General features: G+C 35.5%; 22 protein-coding genes and 1 pseudogene. 18 read left to right on the forward strand and 5 right to left on the reverse strand.

Features of this window, described 5'->3' with window-relative positions:
- The first annotated feature begins 309 nt into the window (after window positions 1-309).
- The 9 genes and pseudogenes from AB1410_07920 (at window position 310) to AB1410_07960 (ending at window position 9,829) form a co-directional block, all read left to right on the forward strand.
- Entirely contained in the window at window positions 310-600 is a 291-nt protein-coding gene (locus tag AB1410_07920) for a hypothetical protein (protein MEW6456620.1), read from the forward strand.
- Complete coding sequence (locus AB1410_07925) at window positions 578-1,189, forward strand: hypothetical protein (GenBank protein MEW6456621.1); 612 nt, start codon at window positions 578-580, stop codon at window positions 1,187-1,189. The genes AB1410_07920 and AB1410_07925 overlap by 23 nt, the downstream gene beginning before the upstream one ends.
- Before the next feature lie 324 nt (window positions 1,190-1,513).
- On the forward strand, window positions 1,514-4,951 hold the full coding sequence (locus AB1410_07930; GenBank protein MEW6456622.1) for a DUF4332 domain-containing protein: 3,438 nt from the start codon (window positions 1,514-1,516) through the stop codon (window positions 4,949-4,951).
- Between the two features lie 36 nt (window positions 4,952-4,987).
- The gene (locus AB1410_07935) at window positions 4,988-5,812 is read left to right on the forward strand and encodes a hypothetical protein (GenBank protein ID MEW6456623.1); all 825 of its coding nucleotides are present in this window, start codon (window positions 4,988-4,990) and stop codon (window positions 5,810-5,812) included.
- A gap of 176 nt (window positions 5,813-5,988) precedes the next feature.
- Window positions 5,989-6,129: a hypothetical protein gene (locus tag AB1410_07940; GenBank protein MEW6456624.1), complete on the forward strand. Its 141-nt coding sequence runs from the start codon at window positions 5,989-5,991 to the stop codon at window positions 6,127-6,129.
- A gap of 220 nt (window positions 6,130-6,349) precedes the next feature.
- Window positions 6,350-6,541, forward strand: a pseudogene (locus AB1410_07945) (methylglyoxal synthase).
- A 212-nt stretch (window positions 6,542-6,753) separates the two neighbouring features.
- Window positions 6,754-7,623 carry a prohibitin family protein gene (locus tag AB1410_07950; protein ID MEW6456625.1) on the forward strand — a complete coding sequence of 290 codons (870 nt, stop codon included), beginning with the start codon at window positions 6,754-6,756 and terminating at the stop codon, window positions 7,621-7,623.
- 17 nt (window positions 7,624-7,640) lie between these two features.
- A complete protein-coding gene (locus AB1410_07955) occupies window positions 7,641-9,047 on the forward strand; it encodes a DUF4139 domain-containing protein (GenBank protein ID MEW6456626.1) in 1,407 nt (468 codons plus the stop codon).
- A gap of 140 nt (window positions 9,048-9,187) precedes the next feature.
- Window positions 9,188-9,829 (forward strand): L-threonylcarbamoyladenylate synthase, encoded by a 642-nt coding sequence (locus AB1410_07960; protein MEW6456627.1) that lies wholly within the window; start codon window positions 9,188-9,190, stop codon window positions 9,827-9,829.
- A gap of 11 nt (window positions 9,830-9,840) precedes the next feature.
- Here AB1410_07960 and AB1410_07965 read toward each other — a convergent pair whose 3' ends face one another.
- The 5 genes from AB1410_07965 to nusA are packed head-to-tail and all read right to left on the reverse strand — an operon-like array spanning window position 9,841 to window position 14,625.
- Window positions 9,841-10,809: a bifunctional oligoribonuclease/PAP phosphatase NrnA gene (locus AB1410_07965; GenBank protein ID MEW6456628.1), complete on the reverse strand. Its 969-nt coding sequence runs from the start codon at window positions 10,807-10,809 to the stop codon at window positions 9,841-9,843.
- 1 nt (window position 10,810) lies between these two features.
- Window positions 10,811-11,167: a 30S ribosome-binding factor RbfA gene (rbfA, locus tag AB1410_07970; GenBank protein MEW6456629.1), complete on the reverse strand. Its 357-nt coding sequence runs from the start codon at window positions 11,165-11,167 to the stop codon at window positions 10,811-10,813.
- Window positions 11,148-11,429 (reverse strand): DUF503 domain-containing protein, encoded by a 282-nt coding sequence (locus tag AB1410_07975; protein MEW6456630.1) that lies wholly within the window; start codon window positions 11,427-11,429, stop codon window positions 11,148-11,150. The genes rbfA and AB1410_07975 overlap by 20 nt, the downstream gene beginning before the upstream one ends.
- The gene (gene infB, locus AB1410_07980) at window positions 11,426-13,540 is read right to left on the reverse strand and encodes a translation initiation factor IF-2 (GenBank protein ID MEW6456631.1); all 2,115 of its coding nucleotides are present in this window, start codon (window positions 13,538-13,540) and stop codon (window positions 11,426-11,428) included. Before infB ends, AB1410_07975 begins: the two co-directional genes overlap by 4 nt.
- An 11-nt stretch (window positions 13,541-13,551) precedes the next feature.
- Window positions 13,552-14,625 (reverse strand): transcription termination factor NusA, encoded by a 1,074-nt coding sequence (gene nusA, locus AB1410_07985; protein ID MEW6456632.1) that lies wholly within the window; start codon window positions 14,623-14,625, stop codon window positions 13,552-13,554.
- Between the two features lie 241 nt (window positions 14,626-14,866).
- Here nusA and AB1410_07990 point away from each other — a divergent pair, with 241 nt between their 5' ends.
- The 9 genes from AB1410_07990 to accC all read left to right on the forward strand — a co-directional run bounded on the left by AB1410_07990 (window position 14,867) and on the right by accC (window position 23,303).
- Complete coding sequence (locus AB1410_07990) at window positions 14,867-15,403, forward strand: DUF4416 family protein (GenBank protein ID MEW6456633.1); 537 nt, start codon at window positions 14,867-14,869, stop codon at window positions 15,401-15,403.
- A 173-nt stretch (window positions 15,404-15,576) separates the two neighbouring features.
- Window positions 15,577-15,717 (forward strand): hypothetical protein, encoded by a 141-nt coding sequence (locus AB1410_07995; protein MEW6456634.1) that lies wholly within the window; start codon window positions 15,577-15,579, stop codon window positions 15,715-15,717.
- A gap of 49 nt (window positions 15,718-15,766) precedes the next feature.
- The gene (gene hslV / locus AB1410_08000) at window positions 15,767-16,303 is read left to right on the forward strand and encodes an ATP-dependent protease subunit HslV (GenBank protein ID MEW6456635.1); all 537 of its coding nucleotides are present in this window, start codon (window positions 15,767-15,769) and stop codon (window positions 16,301-16,303) included.
- A gap of 1 nt (window position 16,304) precedes the next feature.
- Window positions 16,305-17,717 carry an ATP-dependent protease ATPase subunit HslU gene (gene hslU, locus AB1410_08005; protein MEW6456636.1) on the forward strand — a complete coding sequence of 471 codons (1,413 nt, stop codon included), beginning with the start codon at window positions 16,305-16,307 and terminating at the stop codon, window positions 17,715-17,717.
- Window positions 17,718-17,870: 153 nt separating this feature from the next.
- Window positions 17,871-18,785: a fibronectin type III domain-containing protein gene (locus AB1410_08010; protein ID MEW6456637.1), complete on the forward strand. Its 915-nt coding sequence runs from the start codon at window positions 17,871-17,873 to the stop codon at window positions 18,783-18,785.
- Window positions 18,786-18,791: 6 nt separating this feature from the next.
- Window positions 18,792-19,556: a fumarylacetoacetate hydrolase family protein gene (locus tag AB1410_08015; protein MEW6456638.1), complete on the forward strand. Its 765-nt coding sequence runs from the start codon at window positions 18,792-18,794 to the stop codon at window positions 19,554-19,556.
- Window positions 19,557-19,599: 43 nt separating this feature from the next.
- The gene (fsa, locus tag AB1410_08020; protein MEW6456639.1) at window positions 19,600-20,244 is read left to right on the forward strand and encodes a fructose-6-phosphate aldolase; all 645 of its coding nucleotides are present in this window, start codon (window positions 19,600-19,602) and stop codon (window positions 20,242-20,244) included.
- The gene (locus tag AB1410_08025) at window positions 20,245-21,795 is read left to right on the forward strand and encodes an acyl-CoA carboxylase subunit beta (GenBank protein MEW6456640.1); all 1,551 of its coding nucleotides are present in this window, start codon (window positions 20,245-20,247) and stop codon (window positions 21,793-21,795) included.
- Window positions 21,792-23,303, forward strand: coding sequence for an acetyl-CoA carboxylase biotin carboxylase subunit (accC, locus tag AB1410_08030; GenBank protein ID MEW6456641.1), 1,512 nt, complete (start codon window positions 21,792-21,794; stop codon window positions 23,301-23,303). The genes AB1410_08025 and accC overlap by 4 nt, the downstream gene beginning before the upstream one ends.
- Window positions 23,304-23,439 lie beyond the last annotated feature (136 nt).

Consider the following 23,439-nt stretch of genomic DNA (forward strand, 5'->3'; position numbering starts at 1 on the left):
CTATTGGAATGGGCACGATTCAATTGATTTCATGATTTCATCGTCCTTGATGCACGGAGAATACCATCGTCTGATTCCTGATTATGAGGATTATAGGGAACGGATAAAAGGAGAGCATCTCACCTAAAAATAGAAGCAATTAGCTTTATTGTAGTTGTCTATCGAACTTAGTGTATTGATTTCCTCATCAGATTTGGATACAGAAGAGCTATTGAAAGTAAAGGATAAGATAAACTATATTTGACATTGGTTTAATTATTTAAGAAAATAAAAAGAGATTTTAATGAAAAAGTCTTGGCCGAGAATCAGATGAAGTTTCAAATTAATGGAAATGGAAAAAGTGCTTTTTCTATCACAAAGCCCTGCCATGGTCAGATAGCCGAAAAGCTCGACATCCCCCTTAAATACTATCACAAGATGGAAGAGGAAACCCCGGAACTCCTGGCTCAGAATGTGAACACCTGGCTTGAAAGAAGCGAAAAAGAGTATTTTGTCCGAGGAATGGGAGACTCAGTTCCGAGCGTTTCTCAGCGATCGGTACCGGGTAATCGACCATCTGGACATTCTTTTTTGCGCTTTGAACGAGCTTCAGGCTCATAAAGCTGAAATTGAAGACTGCTTCCTTTCCGAGACCGAGATGAATATCAAGGTCAAAAGCCAGAAGCTCAGAGATTTCGTCAGGCACAAAGATGACTTGATGATCGGCGGGATATTCCTCACTAATTCGGAAACAGGACATAAAGCCCTAAGAGTTGAGCCAAGGGTCTTTAGAGTAAAATGCTCAAATGGGATGATAATGGAGGAATTTGTCACAGGAGAAATCCATCTTGGAGATGAGGTTTTAGATGAAATGATTTACCTTTCCGGCAGAAGATCAATTAAGGAACTATTCAATAGGTTTGGAGAAATAACTCAGATTTTAAGGGAAGCGACAGAAATAAAAGTCAAGAACCCTCAGAAGGTGATAAACAACGTTGTGGAACAATACAAACTTAGCGAGGCCCAAAAAGAGAATATTCTTATAGCATTTGGTACAGAGCCTGAATATGATAAGTACGGAATCGCAAACGCCCTGGCCCTGGCTGCCCAGAAGGAAGAAACTTGGGAGAAAAGCGTGGAACTTGAAAGGAGAGGCCGAAAGCTTGTGACCCTTCCCCTTGAAGAGTTCAAGGCGATGGATGAAGCATAAATAATTCATTACTTTGCAAGCTTGCGTTTTGAATAGATGGCAGAGAGGAAAAAGGAGATGCAAAAGCATCTTCTTTTATTCAATGAGAATTATTTTCGCCATTTATCGTCTATAAAATGAAACGATAATTCGCGAAAGCGTCCTGCTTTATTTCGCGAGGTCAGAGCTTTCCCGCCAGGCCTCCACCCGCCTCAATTATTTATATAATTTATACCTTCGGTTCTTTATAATCCTTTCTAGGCACTCATTATTGCGATGTGCCCCTGTCTTGACAATAATGTTATAATTTAAAAGAAGAGAAAAACAACGTAATAGGAGGAAAAGATGAGAAAAAATCGCCTTCTTTTTTCATTAATTCTTTATTTTATTCTTTTATTTACCTTATCCCAATTTTCAGACTCTCTCTCTACTTTCCAAGAAAAAATCAAGACAAAAGAATTCCAATTCGAAGTAAGGGCGATTTTTGGTGACAGTGATGTGTTTGAATTTAATGTTACGCAAGAAGGGACAATAACTGTTGAAGCTTCATGGACAGGCGGTGCATCGAACCTTGCCTTAATATTGAACGGACCAACACGTCAAGAATTTGCAAGAAAAGATGGAACAAGTCCTCTTATAGTATCCCATGATGTTACTCAAGAAATCCTGAATAAAGGAACAAATTGGAAAGTTTCAATAGTAAACTTTAGTCGTATAGGTTCAGCAAGAGGAACTATTAAAGTCACATATCCGGAAGAAAAAAAGATAGCTCCATTGATAAAGTTTATCCCTCCAAAAGTTAAGATGACAGTGGTTCCAAATGTAGTGGGAATGTCGTTAGAAGAAGCAAAGAAATCATTAAAAGAAAAGGGATTTGAAACAAGAGTAAAAGAAATAAATCAATTTGATCCTCGATACAAAGGGAAAGAGGGAAAAGTTGTTAGCCAAGCTCAGAAACCAGGAAGTAAGCGTACACCTGGCTCAACTATGGAAATTATTTACTTCAACCCAAAAATTACTCCTAAGAAACCTCTTTATAAGCCAAAAGTTACTGCTCCTGTGGTTACTCCAAAAAAGCCACTAATACCTCCTCAACCTCCGTCAGTTACTTTACCACCTTTGAATATGAATCCTACGATTGCCGATATTGAATTTCCTGTAAAATTTCAAGATGTAATAACAAAGTTTCATCTTATTGGAATCATTACTGCACAAGATCTCTTAGAAAGGGCTTGTACCTATGAGAAGCTAGAAATTTTGAGTAAACAAATTAATATTACCGAAGATGACCTCTTGAGAATAGCTCTCAGAACAGAGATGCGTACAGTCTTTGATAAGAATACGCTTACAAACGATCACCTTGATCTTTTATTTACAGCTGGTGTAGGAACGGTTTCTCAATTAAATTCAATTGACATTAACAATCCAGAAGAGCTGAATCAGATGTATATGTTGTTAAAATGGACGGCAGTAGCAACAGGATTTAAGAGTAGAGGAAAAATACCATCTATAAACGACATTAAAAATTGGATACAAATAGCAAAAAATGCAAAGCCTATTTTTGATCTTAGCAAAATCGATGGTCCTATTTTTATGGATGGGATAGGCTTTCCTAAGAAAGAAAAATTAGAAGTTAGTAGAATTCCATCCGAAATCCCTATGCCTCCTTCTTGGACAAGAGAGAAGATTCCTGCTCCTGCAGAGATTATCAAGAAAGATTTGGAGAAAATTGGTGAAGAAATCACTTCTTTTTTCCTCGCTAACCCAAGAGATATTAAACAACTTGGAGCGAAATGGTTAGTAGATAAGGCCGGAATTTTAAAATTTAAGGTTAATGTTACTCAAGGACGAATAAAAATTATAGTTTTTGATAGAGATGTAGATGTTGAGACTGCAAGACGTGAACTAGAAAATCGATTTGGCTATATAGAAACAAAATTTATATCAGATGATATACAAGGAGACAATTTCCTATTTATTTCGGTATCAAGAGAAGAGATTGGGAGTATAATCTATTTTTACATTTACAATGCTACCGATTATGGCATAGATGCTGGTCCAGCTGAAGGTGATATTCAGTTCCTGAAAACTATCGAGCCCGAAACTCCTCCCACGTTTGAAACCCGTCTAATCCCACCCCTGGAAAACTTTGTGCTAGGTGACATTAAGCTTTATGAGTTTCAAGTGTTTGAAAAAAATGAAAAAATAGAAATCTTATTAGGTTTACATCCTTTTGCTCCTTTAAGAAGGGAACCTATGGAGCACCTGTTCTATAAGATAATCTTACCAAGTGGAGAAGAGTTTCATGGACGTGATTTATTCCATCAGACCTTTTACGCAGATTCGGATGATATAGGTCTGTGGAGAATAGTTTTAGGTCATGGAGTTGGAGTGGAATATTATCTATATATCAATTTATATACTCATGATGAACAGAAAAAGCCGGGTATATTTGTTGTGAATGTCAAGCATTATGTTCCTCCAGAATATTATATAGTTGAATTGGCAGAAATTGTTTTTAGCCATGATTCAGATACAGATAATGGAGAAATGTTTCTTACAGCAACTGGTTATGATGATAATAATGAATTTTCACTGAAATATCCGGAGAAACAATGGATTCAGGTCAATGATTTAGGTTCTCCTAGAAATAAAACTCCTTTTGCCTGGCCAAGAATGCCGATTTTTGCTCTTCCTAGGGATCAATTAGGTGATGGTTTAGGAATTACACTTAGTGCTTTTGAAGATGACCATGATTTACTTTATTATTTTAACCCTCTGAATTGGCTTGAATATGCAGAAAACCTGCTAATGGCAGGTCTGGAAGCAATAGCATGTAGCACAGGCGTAGGTGGCCCTGCTGCTTGCACAGATGCTTTGTGTAACATAACGGCAGCTGTCACAGGAATAGCTGATCACATAAGAAGTAAAGCAGATGATGATATGGGTACTGCTAACTTTATCACTAATAAAAATCAGCAATATGGGCTTAGAATGGGAAATGGCAGTTATAGAGAATTTACTGTGAAAGGAAGTCCGGATCAAAGATCAAATGATATGCTTGATACCATACATAATTACGCTTCAATATGCTTGGACAGGCTCAGGCCCTTCAATGGAGAAGCTGCAAGTGGCATATCGGAAGGAGCTTTTCCATGGCTGCAGGGAAAAATATGGATCCGATCTGTCAAATCTGTTCCGGTTAAGGAGATTCAAGTAATTTTAAAAAGAATAACTGTTTTTGATGATGGAGATACATCGGGGCGAGGTCTGGGAGATATATTTGTTAATACTAAGGTTGCTGCCATAGGAGGAAACCCATCAGGAAGTAGCCATAGTTGGGAAAATGAGATAGATAAGCATCCTTTCTCTGCTATAGATATTTATAGATTCCCTAATTCTGGAGAGCACGACATGGACGACGGAGATACATGGGATTTTGGTGGTCCTCAATTAATTTTTAGCCGCCTTTTTAACAATTCTTATATTCCTGCTATTTATGTAGAAGTTGGCATATGGGATGAAGATGATCCAGAACCGGATGACGAAATTGGCATCACCTCTGAAACACTATATCTATCTGACCTAATAGAACATTGTGAATATTATTCACGGTGTAGAAGAGAAGGAGATCAGTACATTATTACTTGTGAGGATCGCGTTTTTAGTAAAAAATTCTATGAAAATGGCCATATATATCATATTGTTAATGAAGATGCTGCACAGGATGGATCTGGTTACAAGGGAGGAGCAAAGATAGAATATGAGATAAGAATTAAATAAAATAAATATATCAACTAAAAATTTTTAGGTGCGTAAATGAATAAAAAAACTTCTTCATTTTGTTTACTTCTTTCCTTTATTCTTTTATTTAATTTTTCAGAGGCTTTCTCAGAAAAAACTCAAATCACGATCACCCGATTTATTTTCAATCCCTCGAATCCAACTCTGGACAGTTCAGTTCAAATATCGGTGGAGGTCAAAAACTACGGAAGCCTTCGTTCACAAGAGACAACAATCATGGTTGATTCTCCAACATTAAAGTGGAGAAGCAGAAGAACGCTTCCAGAATTAGATCCGGACCAAAGCACAGTTCTTGAATTTGACACCATTCATATCCCTTCCACTCCTCTTCATGAAAATATAGAATTCAGGGTTTACAGGACTAATGGTGGGCAGGCACTCATGGCAAACATTACTTTAAAGATATCTTGCATTTATTCTGCTGGGAGGCTGAGCGGAACTGGTATCGATATCCCTGCCAAAAAAGAGCTTATACGCAAGGTTTTTATACATAAGCCTTCGCCCAAAATTACTTTAAATGATAAAGATAGCTATGATTTTTCAGAGGGAAAAAGAGGTGAGACTACCGGCGGTGATTTCTATCTTTTGGATTTAAAGTTTTGGGCTAATAACGAGGGTCAGAGAGGAGTATTAGATTTAGGTGATATCGGTCAAGTTCCACTGAATCAGGTTGATATCCCATCAATTGGTTACAATCGCTTTGGTGTATCAGCAGTAGAAGGCCACACTTATGTCTCTCTTGCCCAGGAAGGAGAGGAAGGAAACTATATTATCTTCAGAATAATTAAAATAGAAGATCTCAGTGTAACTATAGAATTTTTTTATTCCAGCCAGCTTTGAGAGTCAAAAATTAAATTTTTCGTAGAAAGTTGATCTGCTTTAATCTACAGGGTTGCAGCTTTCCTTCTGGTCGCCCGTACTGGAGTAGTTATTGATTGTTATTTATTGTAGACTATAATCAGTAATAATGTAATAATTATTGCTGATTATAACCATCAATAATATGGATTAAGAAGATGATAAGAAATAATTCAGAATTCAGGAGAGAACTTGAAAAAGTAAATGATGGATATGATGGATATGGACAAGGAATTCCTTTTCGGCTGCGTTGGCCGAGGGAGCATCTTTATCTCCATTTACCCCTTCAAACATCGTGAGGAAGTATAAATCACGACTCAAAAAAATGTCAAGGAAGGCTTTTGGGGCTCGGAAATCTCTACGAAGCCGTCCGAAGCGCCAAAAGTGCCAGAAATCTCCCAGACCTCTCCTCCTGGTTAAAGTGAAGCTCATGAGAGATATTCAGTTGAGGCCTCAGCGGCCATCAAGAGTTCCTGATAGACCAGGTGTGGTGGCGGTGGCCTCTCCGCCACAAACGTCAAACCGCTCCCCCATGATCCAGATGTGAAAGCTCTCCTACGGATCTCTGTGGTCTGGAACATTCCAGTAGCCTGCAACAGGGCTTCCGTTGATTTCATGATTTCATCGTCCTTGATGCACGGAGAATACCATCGTCTGATTCCTGATTATGAGGATTATAGGGAACGGATAAAAGGAGAGCATCTCACCTAAAAATAGAAACAATTAGCTTTATTGTAGTTGTCTATGAACTTAGTGTATTGATTTCCTCATCAGATTTGGATACAGAAAAGCTATTGAAAGTAAAGGATAAGATAAAGTATATTTGACATTGTTTTAATTATTTAAGAAAATAAAAAGAGATTTTAATGAGAAGAATAATAAATTTAAGGAAAAGGAGAGATTTTTTTGAACGAGGAGGAAAAATGCAAAAAAATATCGCAAAATTGATTTTTATAGGTTTGATAGCAATAGTGATTTTGGTGTTTATTTTTAAATCCTATGTTATCGTTGAACCTGGAGAAAGAGGAATTATTTTTAATAAACTATCTGGAAATTTAAGAGTTACATCTGCAGAGGGATTTTATCTACTCATTCCGATTATTGAATCAGTTGTTATCTACGATATAAAAGTTCAATCCTACACGATGGCAAAAGCTTTTTTAGAGGGTGAAGTAAAAGGGGATGATTCCCTTCTTGCATTAACATCAGATGGACAGCAGGTTTCTCTTGATGTGACAGTTCGATATCATCCGGACCCTGAGAAATTGATTAACCTTCACAGAAGGATAGGAAGAGATTATATTCAAAAAATCGTGAGACCTCAAGTAAGAAGTGAAGCAAGATTAACGGTCTCAAACTATCCTGTGATGGATGTTTATTCAGGAAAAAGAGAGAACATTCAGAATCAAATTGAAGAAAAATTGAAAAAGTCTTTTGCAGAGAATTTCATTATTCTCGATGAAGTTTTGTTGAGAGATGTTCGATTCTCCACTGAATTCCAGCAGGCAATTGAGCAGAAACAGATAGCTCAGCAGGAAGCGGAGAGGATGAAGTATGTTCTTGAAAGGGAAGAAAGGGAAAAGCAGAGAAAAATTATTGAGGCAGAGGGAGAAGCAGAAGCAATAAAATTAAAAGGAAAAGCTCTGGGCCAGAATCCAGCTTTGATCCAGTATGAGTATGTGCAGAAGGTAGCTCCTAATGTGCAAGCAATAATAAGTGATGGAAGGTCAATTTTGAGTTTAGGAGAATTTTTGAGACCTCCAGCTTCATCAGCTAAAAAAGAAAAGGAATGAGGTAGGGAGAAAAAAGAATGAAAAAATATTTTGTACTTTTATTCCTTTTTCTATTTTTCAATTCTTTTATTCTTGCTCAAGAGCTTTCAACATCTTCTGAGGATCAGATCTCAATATCTTTAACAGTTTACAATTTAAATATCGGCCTTATAAAAGAGATAAGGCAACTTAAGCTCCCAAAAGGTGAATTTGATTTGAAGTTTGAAGATGTTCCCTATCAGATTAATCCAGTGACAGTTCATATTAAATCAATCACTTCTCCAAATGCTATTTTTGTACTTGAGCAGAACTATGAGTATGACTTAATGAGCCCATCAAAACTTTTGGATAAATACATAGGGAAGGAGTTGTTTTTGATCCATACAGACCCGAAGACCAAAGAGGAGATAAGAGAAAAAGCAGTTCTTCTGAGCACAAATGAAGGAAATATATTTAAAATGGATGATAGAATTCTGATCGGACATCCTGGAAGGATAGAACTTCCAAAACTTCCTGAAAATTTAATCTCAAGGCCCACTCTTATCTGGAGATTGAAGAATAATTTTGATGGAACCCAGAAAATTGAAGCATCATATCTCTCGAATGGAATTAACTGGAAAGCTGATTATGTTCTGCTTCTTAATAAAGATGATACAAAAGGAGATTTAACAGGATGGGTCACACTCGATAATAGAAGCGGAGCAGGCTATAAGAATGCTTCTTTAAAGCTAATAGCAGGAGAAATTCATAGAGTTGAGGAGGAGGTAGTGAGAGGCAGAGAATTATACAGGGCTGAGGCTAAAGCAGTGCCTCAATTTGAAGAGAAAGAATTTTTTGAATACCATATCTATATTCTTGAAAGAAAGACAACGATTAAGAATAATCAAACCAAGCAGATAACCCTTCTTTCTTCAGCGGACATTCCTTTAAGAAAGAGGTTTATATTTTTTGGGAAAAATTACTATTTCCTTTCTTCTTATTCAGACTTTGAAAAGAGCGAGAAAGTTGGAGTTTACATAGAGATTAAAAATTCTAAAGAGAATAATTTAGGAATTGCTCTCCCAAAGGGGATAGTAAGAGTTTATAAAGAAGATCATAGGGGAGAGATTCAATTTGTCGGAGAGGATAGAATTGACCATACACCAAAAGATGAAAAGTTTAAATTGAAGATGGGAGAGGCGTTTGATGTTGTAGCATCGAGAAAACAGATGGATTTTAAAAAAATTGCGAGGAATATTTATGAATCATCTTGGGAAATTTCTATAAGAAATCATAAGGAAGAAGATGTAGTTGTCGAAGTTCTTGAGCCGATGAGTGGGGACTGGGAAGTGGTAGAGAAAAATTTTGAATTCAAGAAGGAAGATGCAAGAACCATTCTTTTTAGCGTTCCAGTAAAGAAAAACTCAGAATCAATCCTGAAGTATAGAGTGAGAGTAAAATATTAAAACCATTAACTGTAAACTGTAAATAGTTAGCATTGAGCAGTGAAAAGTTGACAGAAGTCAGAGAATAATAAACCATAAGCTGGAGACAATAAAGAGTAAAGTGTTAATAGTTTGTTAACTAAAGGATATATTGGTAAAGAATGAAAAGATTGATAAAAATAGACCCTGAAAATCCTGATTTCAAAAGAATTGAAGAAGTTGCATTTTATCTAAAAGAAGGGAAAATAATGGTTTATCCAACCGATACTTTCTACGGACTGGGTGGAGACCCCTACAATAGAGAGGTGGTGGAAAGGATCTACAGAATCAAAGAGAGAGAAAGGGGCAAGCCAATTCCAGTGATTGTATCAGATGTAAAGATGGCAGAAGAAATGGCTGGAAGCATTCCAGATATATTTTACAAATTAGTTGAAAAATTCTGGCCGGGGGCTCTTACTGTTGTTTTAAAAGCATCATCAAAAGCGCCACGCTCTATAATGGCTAACAGTAATTCGATAGGCGTTAGAATCCCAAATTCCAAATTCTGTGTAGAACTTATTCGAACCTGCGAATTTCCTATTACGTCAACTTCAGCAAATGTATCGGGTGAGCATGAAATTTCTTCACCAGAGAGAGCTATTAAAGATCTTCTGAATAAGGTAGAGTTACTGATTGACGGTGGAAATACCAAAGGATTCAGACCTTCTACAGTTATAGATTTATCTTCAGGCAGATTAACTATTCTCCGGGAAGGAGCAATCAGAAAAGATGATATCTTATCTGTTTGTAAAAATAGAGCATAGATATAAGGTTTTTAGAAATTAATTCTGGTTTTTATTTCTTTTATGGCACATTTTACCACATCTTCATACTTTCCTGAAAGAGAGAAGCCAGCAGCGTGGTAATGTCCACCACCTCCAAAATTCTCAGCTAATTTTCCAGAATTTATATCCCCTTTTGATCTGATACTTATTCTGAAATTATTATGCGAGATTTCTTTAAAGAAAAGAACAATTTCAACCCCTCTTATAGATCTAACAAGAGAAATTATCTCTTCTGTGTCCACTTCTTTCAGATGGAGCTCATCGAGGAATTTCTTGAACATTGTAATATGGGCTAATTTTCCATTTTCCTCTAAATTTAAAGTGGAGAGAACAAGTCCTTGAAGTTTGATTCTTTGGTAGGTGTTATTGTCGATTAGCATATTTGATACTGAATGAGGGTTAACGCCTTTTTTTGCAAGATATGAACAGATTTCAAGGGATTCTGGTGTTGTATTTGAAAATCTGAAGAAACCAGTATCAGAAGCAATTGCTCCATAAAGATTTGTGGCAATTTTTTGATCAATTTCCACTCTCAGGCTTTTTGCGAGGTAAAAGATCATTTCACCCAATGCAGAAGCTTTTTCATCGATCCAGTTGATGTTTCCATATTTTCCATTGATTGTATGGTGATCCACGTTTATGATAAAACTATTTGAGATGTTTTCCTGGCCTGAACGATCAATTTCACTGCACTCTAAAAGAATTACCAGGTCATATTTTGAAGAAGGAATCTGACCTATTATTATTTCGTCAGCTCCTGGAAGATTCATAAAAGGAAAAGGAGTATTGTCTTTATTTATGAAATCTGCAGATTTATTTAATTTATTGAACATTAATTTTAATGCAAGTCCTGAGCCAATTGAATCTCCATCGGGTCTTAAATGGGATGAAATAACAATTGATTTGCTAAAATTAATTTTTTTCTTGATTTTATTTATTACTTCTGAATATTTCTTCATTTCAATCCTTTTTTCTGAGAATCTTATCTATTTTTTCTCCGATAATGTGGGAGTTGTCTAAATAAAAATTTATTTCAGGATTCCATTTCAAGTTTAATTTTTTAGCTATTTCTCTTCTGATGTAACCCTTTGAGTTATTCAATATTTCGATTGTATTTTCCTTCATACTTTTTTCAGATAGGACACTTATATAAACACTTGCAATTTTTAAGTCTCCACTCATTCTCACATCAGTTACAGTTATAAAGCCTATTTTTGGGTTTTTCATCTGATAAAGTATAATTTTCGAAATTTCTTCCTTCAAAAGACTTCCTATTCTTTCTTTTCTTCTGTCCATCTCAAAAAAATTTAGTTTCAAAATTTAATATATGCCCATCTAAACTATTTTCAAGGTCTTTTAGAATTGAATTAAACACTTTCTCTATAACACTTTTCTCTGCATTTATTGAGACTATCCCTATCTTGGCCCTTTGCCAGAGATTCTGAAAATCGATTTCAGAAATTGAAACATTATATTTAGGTTTTATTTTTTCAATAATTTTTCTGATTACCGCTCTCTTTTCTTTAAGACTTCTGGAGTATGGTATCCAGATTTCAAAAGAACATAATCCGATTATCATTGGATCTTTTCCCTGACGAACGCCTCTATTAAATCTCCTGGTTTGATATCATTGAATCTTTCTATTGCAATTCCACATTCAAGACCATTTTTAACCTCATCCATGTCATTCTCAAATCTCCTTAAAGATGCTATTTTTCCAGTAAAAACAATTTTGTTTTCCCTTATAATTCTTACCTCAGCATTTTTTGCAATTTTTCCATCATTTACATAGCATCCCGCAACAATTCCAACCCTTGATATTCTAAATGTCTTTTTTACTTCAGCTGTTCCCAGGTATACTTCTCGAAATTCTGGTTGAAGCATTCCAGCAAGGGCATTTTTTATGTCGTTAATCAATTCGTAAATAACAGTATAGAGTCTCATTTCAACTTTTTCTTGTTGGGCAAGCTCTACTACTTTCCTCGGAGGCCGTACATTTAGGCCTATTATGATACCATTTGAAGCAGATGCAAGGAGTATATCAGATTCAGAAGGAGCTCCAGGAGAGCTATGAGTTATGTTTATCTTTAATTTTTCGCTTCCTAATTTCAATAATGCATCTTCGACAACTTCAACTGAACCCTGGACATCTGCTTTTATAATTACAGGAAGCTCTCTGAATTTTCCCTCTTCTATTTTTTTAAAGAGATTTTCAAGAGTTATCTTTGACGGTACTCTTTCCATACTTTCTTTGATTTTTTCTTTTCTATAAAGCGCAATCTGCTTTGCTTTTTCTATATTTTTTACTGCCTGAAAAGTCTGTCCTATTTCAGGAACTTCGTCAAATCCCATTACAACAACTGGAGTTGAAGGACCTGCATGATTCACTCTGAGGCCATTTTCATTGAAGAGAGCTCTTACTTTACCGAGAATTGACCCTGAAAGAAAGAAATCTCCCTCATGAAGAGTTCCTTTTTGAATCAAAACTGTTCCGAGAGACCCTTTTTTTGGATCAAGCTTGCTTTCTAATATTATACCCTGAGCAAGGGCATTTGGGTTTGCCTTTAAATCTTGGAGGTCACCAACTAAGAGAATCATCTCGAGTAATTCTTCTATGCCTTTTCCAGTTTTTGCTGAAATTTCTACAGATACTGTATTTCCTCCCCAGTCCTCAGTAACTATTCCATGACTTGAAAGCTGTTTTTTAACTCTTTCAACATTTGTCTCTGGTTTATCTATTTTATTTATAGCCACGATTATTGGAACCTTTGCGGCCTGTGAATGACGAATGGCTTCTACTGTTTGGGGCATTACTCCATCATCTGCAGCTACCACCAGAACAACGATATCAGTTACTTTTGTACCCCTTGCTCTCATTCTTGTGAAAGCTTCATGGCCAGGAGTATCGATGAAAGTTATTTCTCTTCTTTTGACATTTACTTTATAAGCTCCGATATGCTGGGTAATTCCTCCTGCTTCTTTCTCTGCGACCCGGGTTTTTCTTATGTAATCGAGGAGAGTAGTTTTTCCATGGTCTACATGCCCCATTACCGTTACAACAGGGGGTCTTGGCCTTAAATCCTCAGGTTTTTCTTCAATTTCCAGGGAGATTTCTTCTTCAAAAGATAAAATCTCGATATTTAAATTGAATTCTTTTGATATCATCTCAATTAAACTTCTATCAAGAGATTTGTTTACTGTAAGCATGATTCCTTTGAAAAATAATTTCTGAATTATATCTTTTGCTTTAATACCTGCTCTTTCAGATAGCTCTCTAAGAGAAATACCCTCTCTGATTTTAATAGGAACTTTTTCAGGTATGATCTCTTTTTTAATTTCTTCTTTTAGTTCCTCAGTCTTTTTTTCTTCTATTGTTTCTTTAATTACTATAGGTTCTTCAATTTTTATTTCTTCTAACTTTTCTTCTCTCAATTTTTCTTCCTTAACCTTTTTGGGTATTTTTTTCTTTTCTGCTTTTTTTGGTTTCTCTCTGACAATTTGTTTTGCCCCGACTTCTTTTTTTTCTTTAGGCTTCTGTTTGAAGTGTTTCTCAATTTCTTTTGCAATTTCTGAGCTTATTGTTTTTTGTGAGCTTTTTGTAGAGATGCCATATTTTTCGAGTATTTCAATTATTTCTCTGGACGGTTTGTTAAGTTTTTTTGCTAATTCATGAATCTTGATGTTGTCCATTTTTTTCTTTTTTAATTTTTTTCTCCTTCAATTTTTTTCAGTATCTCATCTATCTTTTCCTCGTTGCTTTTTATCTCAATTTTCCACTCTAATAATCTTGATGCCAGCTTTACGTTATGTCCTTTTTTTCCAATTGCAAGGGAGAGCTGATCTGAAGATACTATAATTTCTGCTGTTCTTTCTTTTGTATTTAGAATTGATATTTTGTCAACCTTCGCAGGGCTCAGAGCGGCTCTTACATATTCTTCTATGTTGGGTGACCATGGAATTATATCAATCTTTTCTCCCCTGAGTTCTTTTAGAAGGGAACTTATTCTTGCTCCTTTCATTCCAATACAGGACCCAACGGGGTCAACATCTTTCTCTTTTGACCATACTGCAACCTTTGACCTTTCCCCTGGAATCCTTGATATTCCCTTTATCTCAATTATACCTTCGGATATTTCAGGAATTTCTAATTCCAATAGCTTTATAAGAAACTTAGGGTCTGACCTCGAAAGGATAACCTGAGGGCCTTTTGAATCTTTTAAAACATTCTTTATCAGTACCTTAATCATGTCACCCCTTGGATAGGTTTCATTTTCCGGCCTTTCCTTTTTTGGAAGAACTCCTTCTGCTTTTTCAAGGTCTACAATTACATCGTCGTTGTCAAACCTTCGGATTATTCCAAAGGTTAATTCTCCTATTTTTGGAGAAAATTCTCTGAAAACCATTTCTTTCTCAGCTTCTCTAACTTTTTGAAAGATTATGTTTTTTGCAACCTGAGCTGCAATTCTCCCCAAAGTTTCAGCAGGAAGATTGATCTCAACAATCTTCCCTATCTTTACATCCGGGAAAATTTTTCTTGCCTGTTCCCAGGCGATTTCTTTCGCTTCATTTACTACTTTCTGGACAACTTTTTTCTTAACATATACTTTAACCTCTCCTGTTTTTTCATTGAAATCCACATCAACAATTTCATTAGCTCCAAAGTATTTTTTTGATGCTTCACTGATAGCTTCTTTTATTGCCTTAAAGACAGCTTGGGGAGAGATTTTTCTCTCCGCACTTATTTCCCTGATCATTTTGATAAGATTGTTTTCCATTTCTAATTCCTGAATTTTATATCAATAATTGTAGATTTTAAAAGTATCCCTTGATTCTCAAACTTATTTTTAAATTCTTCTATCATCATTTTATTTTTAAAGAGATTTCGACTCTTGGAAAAATAATGAAATTAATTATAGATTAATCTGAGGAAAAATTACAAGGATTAAGTGTAAATAAAAAAAATCTTCCCGTGAATTGGACTTGCTTCTATTAAAAAGTAAGTATATAAAAATAAAAGTGGAATATCTGAATAAATTTAAAAAAGTAAAACTTATCTGTGGAGTTATATTCGGTCGAGAAGAATACCTCATAAAATTAGAGAGAGATTTAAGAAAAAAATGGGGAGAAATTGATTATAAAACAAAAATTGTTCCATTTGATTTGACAGATTATTATGAAGAAGAAATGGGGAAAAATCTTAAAAGGATTTTTTATTCATTTAAATCCCTCATAAAGCCTGAAGAAATCTCAAAAATAAAGCTAAGAGCAATAAAAATTGAGAAAAAATATAAAAAAATTTTTAACCCTATGGGAAGGGTTGTAAATATCGATCCTGGATATGTAACTGCCACAGCCTTAATCATGGCAACAACAAAAAATTATTCCCATAGAGTGCCTCTTCAACATGGAATATATGCTCATCTGGAATTTCTATTCAAAAAGAATGATATTAAATATCTTGAATGGACCTATTCTGACCTGAGAAAAACAGACTGGAAGGATGAATTCTTGTCGATCAGGAGGCTATATTTAAAACAAATAAAAGATGGATGATAAAGAATTGTTTTTTTGTATGGTATAATTTAATTGAAAAGAGATATGAAAGAAGAGCGGAAATGTTTTAATCCACAGGTATCATTTTGAGGTTTTAAGGAATGATATTCAGCAAGTAAATGTAAGCATTGTAAGAAAATTATTCCTGGAACCTGGGTTTAAAAAATATAATAATGGAAAATTTAAAAAAACATCAGGATAAAGCAAAGAAAGGAACTGGAAAAAGTCAAGGAAAAGGCAGAGGGAAACAAAAAGATGATGAACATCCTGGAAAAGGAAAGAAGAAAAAAGGGAAAGATGTATTTGACAGTTAATATCTTTTGATTTAAAATATTTTAAGTGAAAAATAGCTCAGGATAATAAATGAAATCAGGTTTTAAATCCACAACCGTTATTTCTGTAAGGCATAATGGAGCAGTTGCGATGGCTGCTGACGGACAGGTTTCAATGGGAGAGACAATTTTCAAGCATAAGGCAAAAAAGATAAGGAGAATTTACAACAATCAGATTTTAGCCGGCTTTGCAGGAGCTACTTCAGATGCTCTTGCCCTTTTTACAAGGTTTGAATCAAAACTTGAAGAATATAGAGGGAATTTATACAGAGCCTCAATTGAACTTGCGAAAGAATGGAGATTGGACAGAGCTTTAAGAAGACTGGAGGCTCTTTTGATTGTTTCGGATAAGGAAAGGTCATTTCTTCTTTCAGGAACAGGAGATTTAATCGAGCCGGATGATGGAATTTTAGCTGTTGGATCTGGAGGACCTTATGCTCTGGCAGCAGCAAGAGCGCTTAGAAAACACACAGAGCTTTCAGCAAAAGAGATCGCCATGGAGGCTATGAAGATTGCTTCTGAGATATGCGTTTATACAAATTCAGAGATCGTTCTGGAGGAATTATAATATGAATACTCAAATTTCATTGCCATCTGTTTTTCAAAAAGATGAGGTAATTTTAAAAGATAAAGATGAGTTGACTCCAAGAGAAATCGTAGAAGAGCTGGACAAGTATATAGTGGGGCAGAGAGAAGCAAAAAAGGCTGTTGCGATTGCTTTGAGAAACAGGATAAGGAGGAGAAAGTTATCGCCTGAGCTTGCAGATGAAGTCGCTCCCAAGAATATTCTGATGATAGGTCCCACTGGGGTTGGAAAAACTGAAATAGCCAGAAGGCTTGCGAAGTTGACCTTATCTCCATTTCTGAAAATTGAAGCTTCCAAGTTTACTGAGGTTGGATATGTGGGAAGGGATGTGGAATCGATAGTCAGAGATTTAACCGAGCTTTCTGTAGATATGGTAAAAGCTGAGAAGATGGAAGAAGTGAGGGACAAGGCTTATAGAAATGCTGAGGAGAGAATCCTGGATTTACTCATACCCCCGCCTCCAAAGATAAAAGGAAAATTGAACAATAATGTAATTAATTCTAATCATGAATATTTTAAAGAGACAAGAGAGAAACTCAGAAAACAGTTAATGGAAGGAAAACTGGATGATAGAAAAATTGAAATAGAGGTCAGAGAAAGAGCATTTCCTCCTTTTGAAATTTTTACGAGCACTGGTTTTGAGGAGATAGGAATATCAATTCAAGAAGTAATACCAGGATTTTTAGGTGGGAAAATAAAGAAAAGAAAGTTAAAAATAAAGGAAGCACTCAGATACCTTGTGGAGGAGGAGCAGAAAAAGTTGGTTGACATGGACCAGGTGATAAAACTTGCCATTGAAAAGGTTGAGCATTCAGGAATTGTTTTTCTCGACGAGATTGATAAAATTGCAGGAAGAGAATCAGGTCATGGACCTGAGGTGAGTCGTGAAGGAGTTCAAAGAGACCTTCTTCCCATCATAGAAGGAACAACGGTAAATACAAAATATGGAATTCTCAGAACAGACCATATTCTTTTCATAGGAGCTGGAGCTTTTCATGTGTCGAAGCCTTCTGATTTAATTCCAGAACTTCAAGGCAGGTTTCCTATAAGAGTAGAATTGGAACCTCTGAATAAGAACGATTTTATAAGAATTTTGAAAGAGCCTCAGAATGCTCTGGTAAAACAATATAAAGCATTGATGAAAACTGAAGGTATTGATGTAGAATTTACAGATGATTCTCTTGAAGAGATAGCTGAAATTGCAGAAATGGTTAATCAGGAAATGGAAAACATTGGTGCTCGAAGACTTCATACAGTAATGGAAAAAGTTATGGAAGAAATTTCTTTTCAGGGGCCTGAGATAAGTGAGAAGAAGATAATAATTGATAGAAAATATGTAAAAGAAAGGCTTGATGGTGTTTTGAAGAATCAGGATTTGAGCAGGTTCATTCTTTAATATAAATTAAAAAATATGTTCATCAAGAATTTTTTTATAATAATAGTTTTATTTTTTTTAAATTTTTGTGGGATAAAGGGTCCTCCACTTCCCCCAGTAATCCTGAATCTAAAACCACCTGAAATTCTGGATATCAATCAGATTGGAGATAAAGTGGTAATAAAATTCAGGATAGCTGCTACATATAAAAACGGAACTCCTGTAAAGGGGATCTCACGAATTCAGGTTTTAGAATACACTGGGAAGGAAAAATCATTATCATTCTCAAAATTCAAGAAAAAAGCAATTGTTTTAAAGGAACTCATGGGAGTTGAAACTAAAAATTTTAATCCATTTGAGGATATAACAACAGAAAAAAACATTAAATTAAATGATATTAACAGGAAAAACTATTTTTTTTCAGTCAATTACTGGGATGATAAAAAAAGAAAATATGAATCAAAGAGTTTAATATTCTATTCTCCTTCAATTGTCTCTACTCCTCCTGAGAATTTTTCTTATGAAATAAAAAAAGATGAAATAGAAATAAGATGGAATCCTCCATCAAAAAATATTGATGAATCAGTTCCTCCTTTAGTTTCTGGTTATAACATATATAAAAAGATTGGAGAGGAAAAAGAATTTAAAAAAATGAATGAAGCACCTCTTTTAGAAGAAGTTTATCGAGATAAAGATTTTGAATTTGGAGAGCAATACTATTACAAAGTAAGGTCAATTAAATCATTTTATGAGCGAAATATAGAGAGTTCAGATTCTATGGTTTTAAAAATAGTGCTAGTGGATACCTTTCCTCCTGAGCCTCCTCATGGGTTACAGAGTTTTTCAGGGGAAGGCTTCATAATGCTTAGTTGGGTTGAAAACAAAGAAAAAGATATTCTTGGATACAATATATATAGAAGAGAGGAAAGAGGGAAGGAGATATTGTTGACAAAGAATCCAGTTTTGGGAAATACTTTTAAGGACGAAGGTTTAAAGCCGATGGTTAAATATACATACAGAATATCAGCTGTGGATAGAAATGGAAATGAAAGTAAAAAATCTGCAGAAATTCAGGAAATTGTGAGATAAGGATTGATGAAGATTGTAAGGTTTCATTATAAGGAAAAAGAATCTTATGGGGTTCTGAGAGAAGAAAATCTATTTTTTATAAGAGGGTCTATTTTTAATGAATTTGGAATTGAAGAGAGATCTATTTCAATATCAGAGGCTATAATTCTTCCGCCAGTTTCCCCAACAAAAATTGTATGTGTAGGTTATAATTATAAAAGCCATGCTGGGGAAAGGAATGTGGAGATTCCAGAATCTCCCCTGATTTTTATAAAGCCTTCAACTTCTGTGATTGGTCAGAATGATAGTATTATTTTGCCAAAATTGAGTAAGAGAGTTGACTTTGAAGGCGAGCTGGCAGTAGTAATAAAAAAAAGAGCTTTTTGTCTTTCAGAAAATGATAATCCATCGGATTATATTCTTGGGTATGCATGCTTTAATGATGTTACTGCAAGAGATATTCAACAGAAAGAGCAACACAACACAAAGGCCAAATCCTTTGACACTTTTGCTCCTTTAGGCCCATGGATAGGAACTGAAGTTGACCCAAAAAACCTCACGTTGAAAACTTTTTTAAATGGAAAATTAAAACAATCATCCAAAACAAAAAATATGATTTTTGATCCCTTTTATTTAGTCTATTATCTTTCACAGATTATGACCCTTCTTCCTGGAGATGTAATAGCTACAGGAACTCCAGCAGGCAGTGGCCCTTTATCTCCAGGGGATAGGGTTGAGGTTCAAATCAGTGAGATTGGAACACTGAGCAATACTGTTCATAAGATTTATTGAAGAGAAATAAAATAATAAAAAGTAGAATTTTAGGAGGAATAAATTGAAAATATTTCTTGATACTGCAAATTTAAATGAAATTCGAGAGGGTGTTGCATGGGGAGTGGTGGATGGAGTTACAACAAATCCGACATTAATATCAAAAGAAGAAGGGAAATTCGAAAAGATAATCAAAGAGATATGCAGAGTAGTGAATGGTCCTGTTTCTGTCGAAGCTGTATCTACTTCCTCTGATGAAATAGTCGAAGAGGGAAAAGAATTATCAAAGATATCTCCAAATGTAGTAATAAAAATTCCCATGACGGTCGATGGAATAAAAGCTGTAAAAAAATTGAATGATTTAAAAATAAAAACCAACGTGACTCTTGTGTTTTCGCCTTCCCAGGCCATTCTTGCCGCAAAAGCTGGAGCTGATTATATAAGTCCTTTTATTGGAAGGCTTGATGATATAAGTACAGATGGGATGAATTTAATTGAAGATATATTAACAATGTATGAGAATTATTCTTTCAAAACCCAGGTTATCGTTGCTTCTATAAGACATCCAGTGCATATCGTAGAAGCTGCTTTAATTGGTGCGCCGATAGTAACAGTTCCATTTCCAGTGCTTGAAAAACTTGTAAGGCATCCATTAACAGATATTGGTATTAATAAATTTTTAGAGGACTGGAAAAAAGTGAGGAAATAAATGGCGATAGAAGAGAAATTTAAAACATTATCTGAGAAAATAAAATTAGCTGAATTAGGAGGAGGAAAGGAAAAAATAGAGAAACAGCACAAGGATGGGAAATTAACCGCAAGAGAAAGGATTGAAATACTTTTGGATAAAGGTAGTTTTGAAGAAATAGATAAACTTGTTGTTCATAAATGTCATGATTTTGGAATGGAAAAACAGAGGATTTATGGTGATGGTGTGGTTGCTGGATGGGGAAAAATTAATGGAAGATTGGCTGCCATTTTTGCTCAGGACTTCACTGTTTTTGGTGGAACGATGAGCGAGGCAAATGCAGCTAAAATATGTAAGATCATGGATATGGCGATGAAAATAGGTGTTCCTGTTATAGGATTGAATGATTCTGGAGGCGCGAGAATCCAGGAAGGAGTGGGAAGCCTTGGAGGATACGCAGATATTTTCCTCAGAAATACTCTTGCCTCTGGTGTAATTCCACAAATTTCAGCTATCATGGGCCCCTGTGCAGGGGGAGCAGTTTACTCTCCGGCAATTACAGATTTTATCATCATGACAAAAGGAAAAAGTTACATGTTTATCACCGGCCCTGATGTAATAAAGGCTGTAACTCACGAAGAAGTTACCATGGAAAAGTTAGGAGGTACAGAGACTCATAGTACTGTGAGTGGAGTTGCCCATCTGGTAGGAGAAAATGAAGAACACACTCTTTCAATTATAAAGGAGCTTTTATCTTTTATCCCATCAAATAATTTAGAAGATCCTCCTTTTAAAGAGGCAAGTGATCCTTTCGATAGAATCGATGAAGAGTTAGACTTTGTGGTTCCAGAAAATCCAAATCAGCCTTATGACATAAAAAAAATAATTCTAAAAGTTTTAGATGATAATTATTTTTTTGAAATACAGGAACATTTTGCTCCAAACATTATAATCGGTTTTGGGCGATTGGGAGGAAAATCTGTGGGAGTCGTTGCAAATCAGCCTGATTATCTTGCTGGTGTCCTTGATATAAATGCTTCGATAAAAGGAGCAAGATTTGTAAGATTCTGTGATGCCTTTAACATTCCCCTTGTTACTTTTGAAGATGTTCCTGGATTTCTTCCAGGAGTGGACCAGGAACATGGCGGTATAATAAAGCATGGAGCTAAACTCTTGTATGCCTTTGCAGAAGCAACTGTTCCAAAGCTTACAGTGATTACGAGAAAGGCTTATGGAGGAGCATATTGTGTGATGGCCTCAAAACACATAAGAACCGATGTAAATTTTGCCTATCCAACAGCAGAAATCGCTGTAATGGGACCTGAGGGTGCAGTAAATATTATTTATAAAAGAGAGATTTCCCAGCATCCAAATCCAGACGAGCTGAGAGAGAAAAAGATTAAAGAATTCAGGGAGAAATTAGCAAATCCATACATCTCAGCAGAAAAGGGTTTCATAGATGAAGTGATTGAGCCAAAATACACCAGGATGAAGCTCATTGAGTCTCTTCAACTGCTTGATAATAAAAGAGATAAAAATCCACCCAAAAAGCACGGAAATATACCACTATGAGAAAGATAAGAGCAATTGAAAAAGTTTTGATCGCCAATAGGGGAGAGATAGCGGTAAGAATTATAAGAACGCTGAGAGAGATGGGAATAATATCAGTGGCGATCTATTCTGATGCAGATAGAACTGCCCTTCATGTTAGAATGGCAGATGAGGCATACTATGTAGGTCCTTCTCCATCTTCAGAGAGTTATTTAAACATGGGAAAGATCATTCAAATTGCAAAGGATTCAGGATGTCAGGCAATTCACCCGGGTTATGGATTTTTAGCTGAGAATTCCGAATTTGGAAGATTGGTGGAAAAGGAGAGTTTGATATTTATCGGCTCGCACCCTGAATCGATTTCTCTGATGGGTTCAAAAACTGAAGCAAGAAAAACCATGAAAGATCTTGGAGTGCCGGTTGTTCCTGGAACGTTGTATCCAGCAAAGGACATTAAAGAACTCATAAAAGAAGCAGAAAAATTGGGATACCCTGTTCTCTTAAAGGCAGACCTGGGAGGAGGTGGAAAAGGAATGAGGTTTGCAAGAAATATCGATGAGTTGAAGTCTTTCTACGAGCTTTCCAGATCTGAAGCTTTATCATCTTTTGGCGACCCTTCGATTTATATTGAAAAATATATTAACGAACCGCATCACATCGAAATTCAGATTCTTGGCGATAATTATGGTAATGTAATATATTTAGGAGAGAGAGAATGTTCAATTCAGAGAAGATACCAGAAGGTGGTTGAAGAAACTCCTTCTCCTTTCCTGGATTCTGAATCAAGAAAAATAATGGGTGAAATTGCAGCAGAAGCCGCTCGTAAATTGGGATACAGGAGTGCAGGAACAATGGAATTTATCGTGGACAAGGATAAAAATTTTTATTTTTTAGAGATGAATACAAGGTTACAGGTGGAGCATCCCATTACTGAAATGGTTACAGGGATTGACCTTGTTAAATGTCAGGTTGAGATAGCCTCAGGGAAAACCCTCCAATACACTCAGGAAAGTATAAATCCAAAAGGATGTTCGATTGAGTCCAGAATATATGCAGAAGATCCGGATAATGATTTTGCTCCTTCACCCGGAAAAATTTTAGCAATTCAAAATCCCTCGGGATTTGGGATAAGGGATGATTGTGGAGTTTATGAAGGTTATGAAATTCCAATTTTTTATGACCCGTTGATATCAAAACTGATTTCGTGGGGAAATGATAGAAGAGAAGCAATCAACAGAATGTTAAGGGCTCTTTCTGAATATTACATCATTGGAGTAAAAACAACGATTCCGTTTTTTGAGAAGATACTGAAACATCCAGAGTTTATGAGCGGTAGTTATAATACCCATTTTATTGACAAATTGGAGAAGAAAAAAGAAGAGTTTGAAGAGACAAGAAAAATTGCGGTGATCGCAGTTGGGTTAAGAGAAATTATGGATAAATCAGAAAGTATAAGACAGGATGATAGAAAGATTTCGTCTCCTTGGAAAACAATTGGAAGATGGCTCTATTTACAGAGCAGATTGTAAATTTGATATGGAGTTTCAAACAGGAAGTAAATTAATTAAGTTTGATCTCATTGGGAAAGAAGAGAGAGGATATTGCGTTTCTGTGGATGGAGAAAAATATAGTGTTGAAATAGAAAAAATAAATAATAATTTATAT

It is taken from the genome of Acidobacteriota bacterium, assembly GCA_040756905.1.
In the GTDB taxonomy this organism is placed as follows: Bacteria; Acidobacteriota; Aminicenantia; order JBFLYD01; family JBFLYD01; genus JBFLYD01.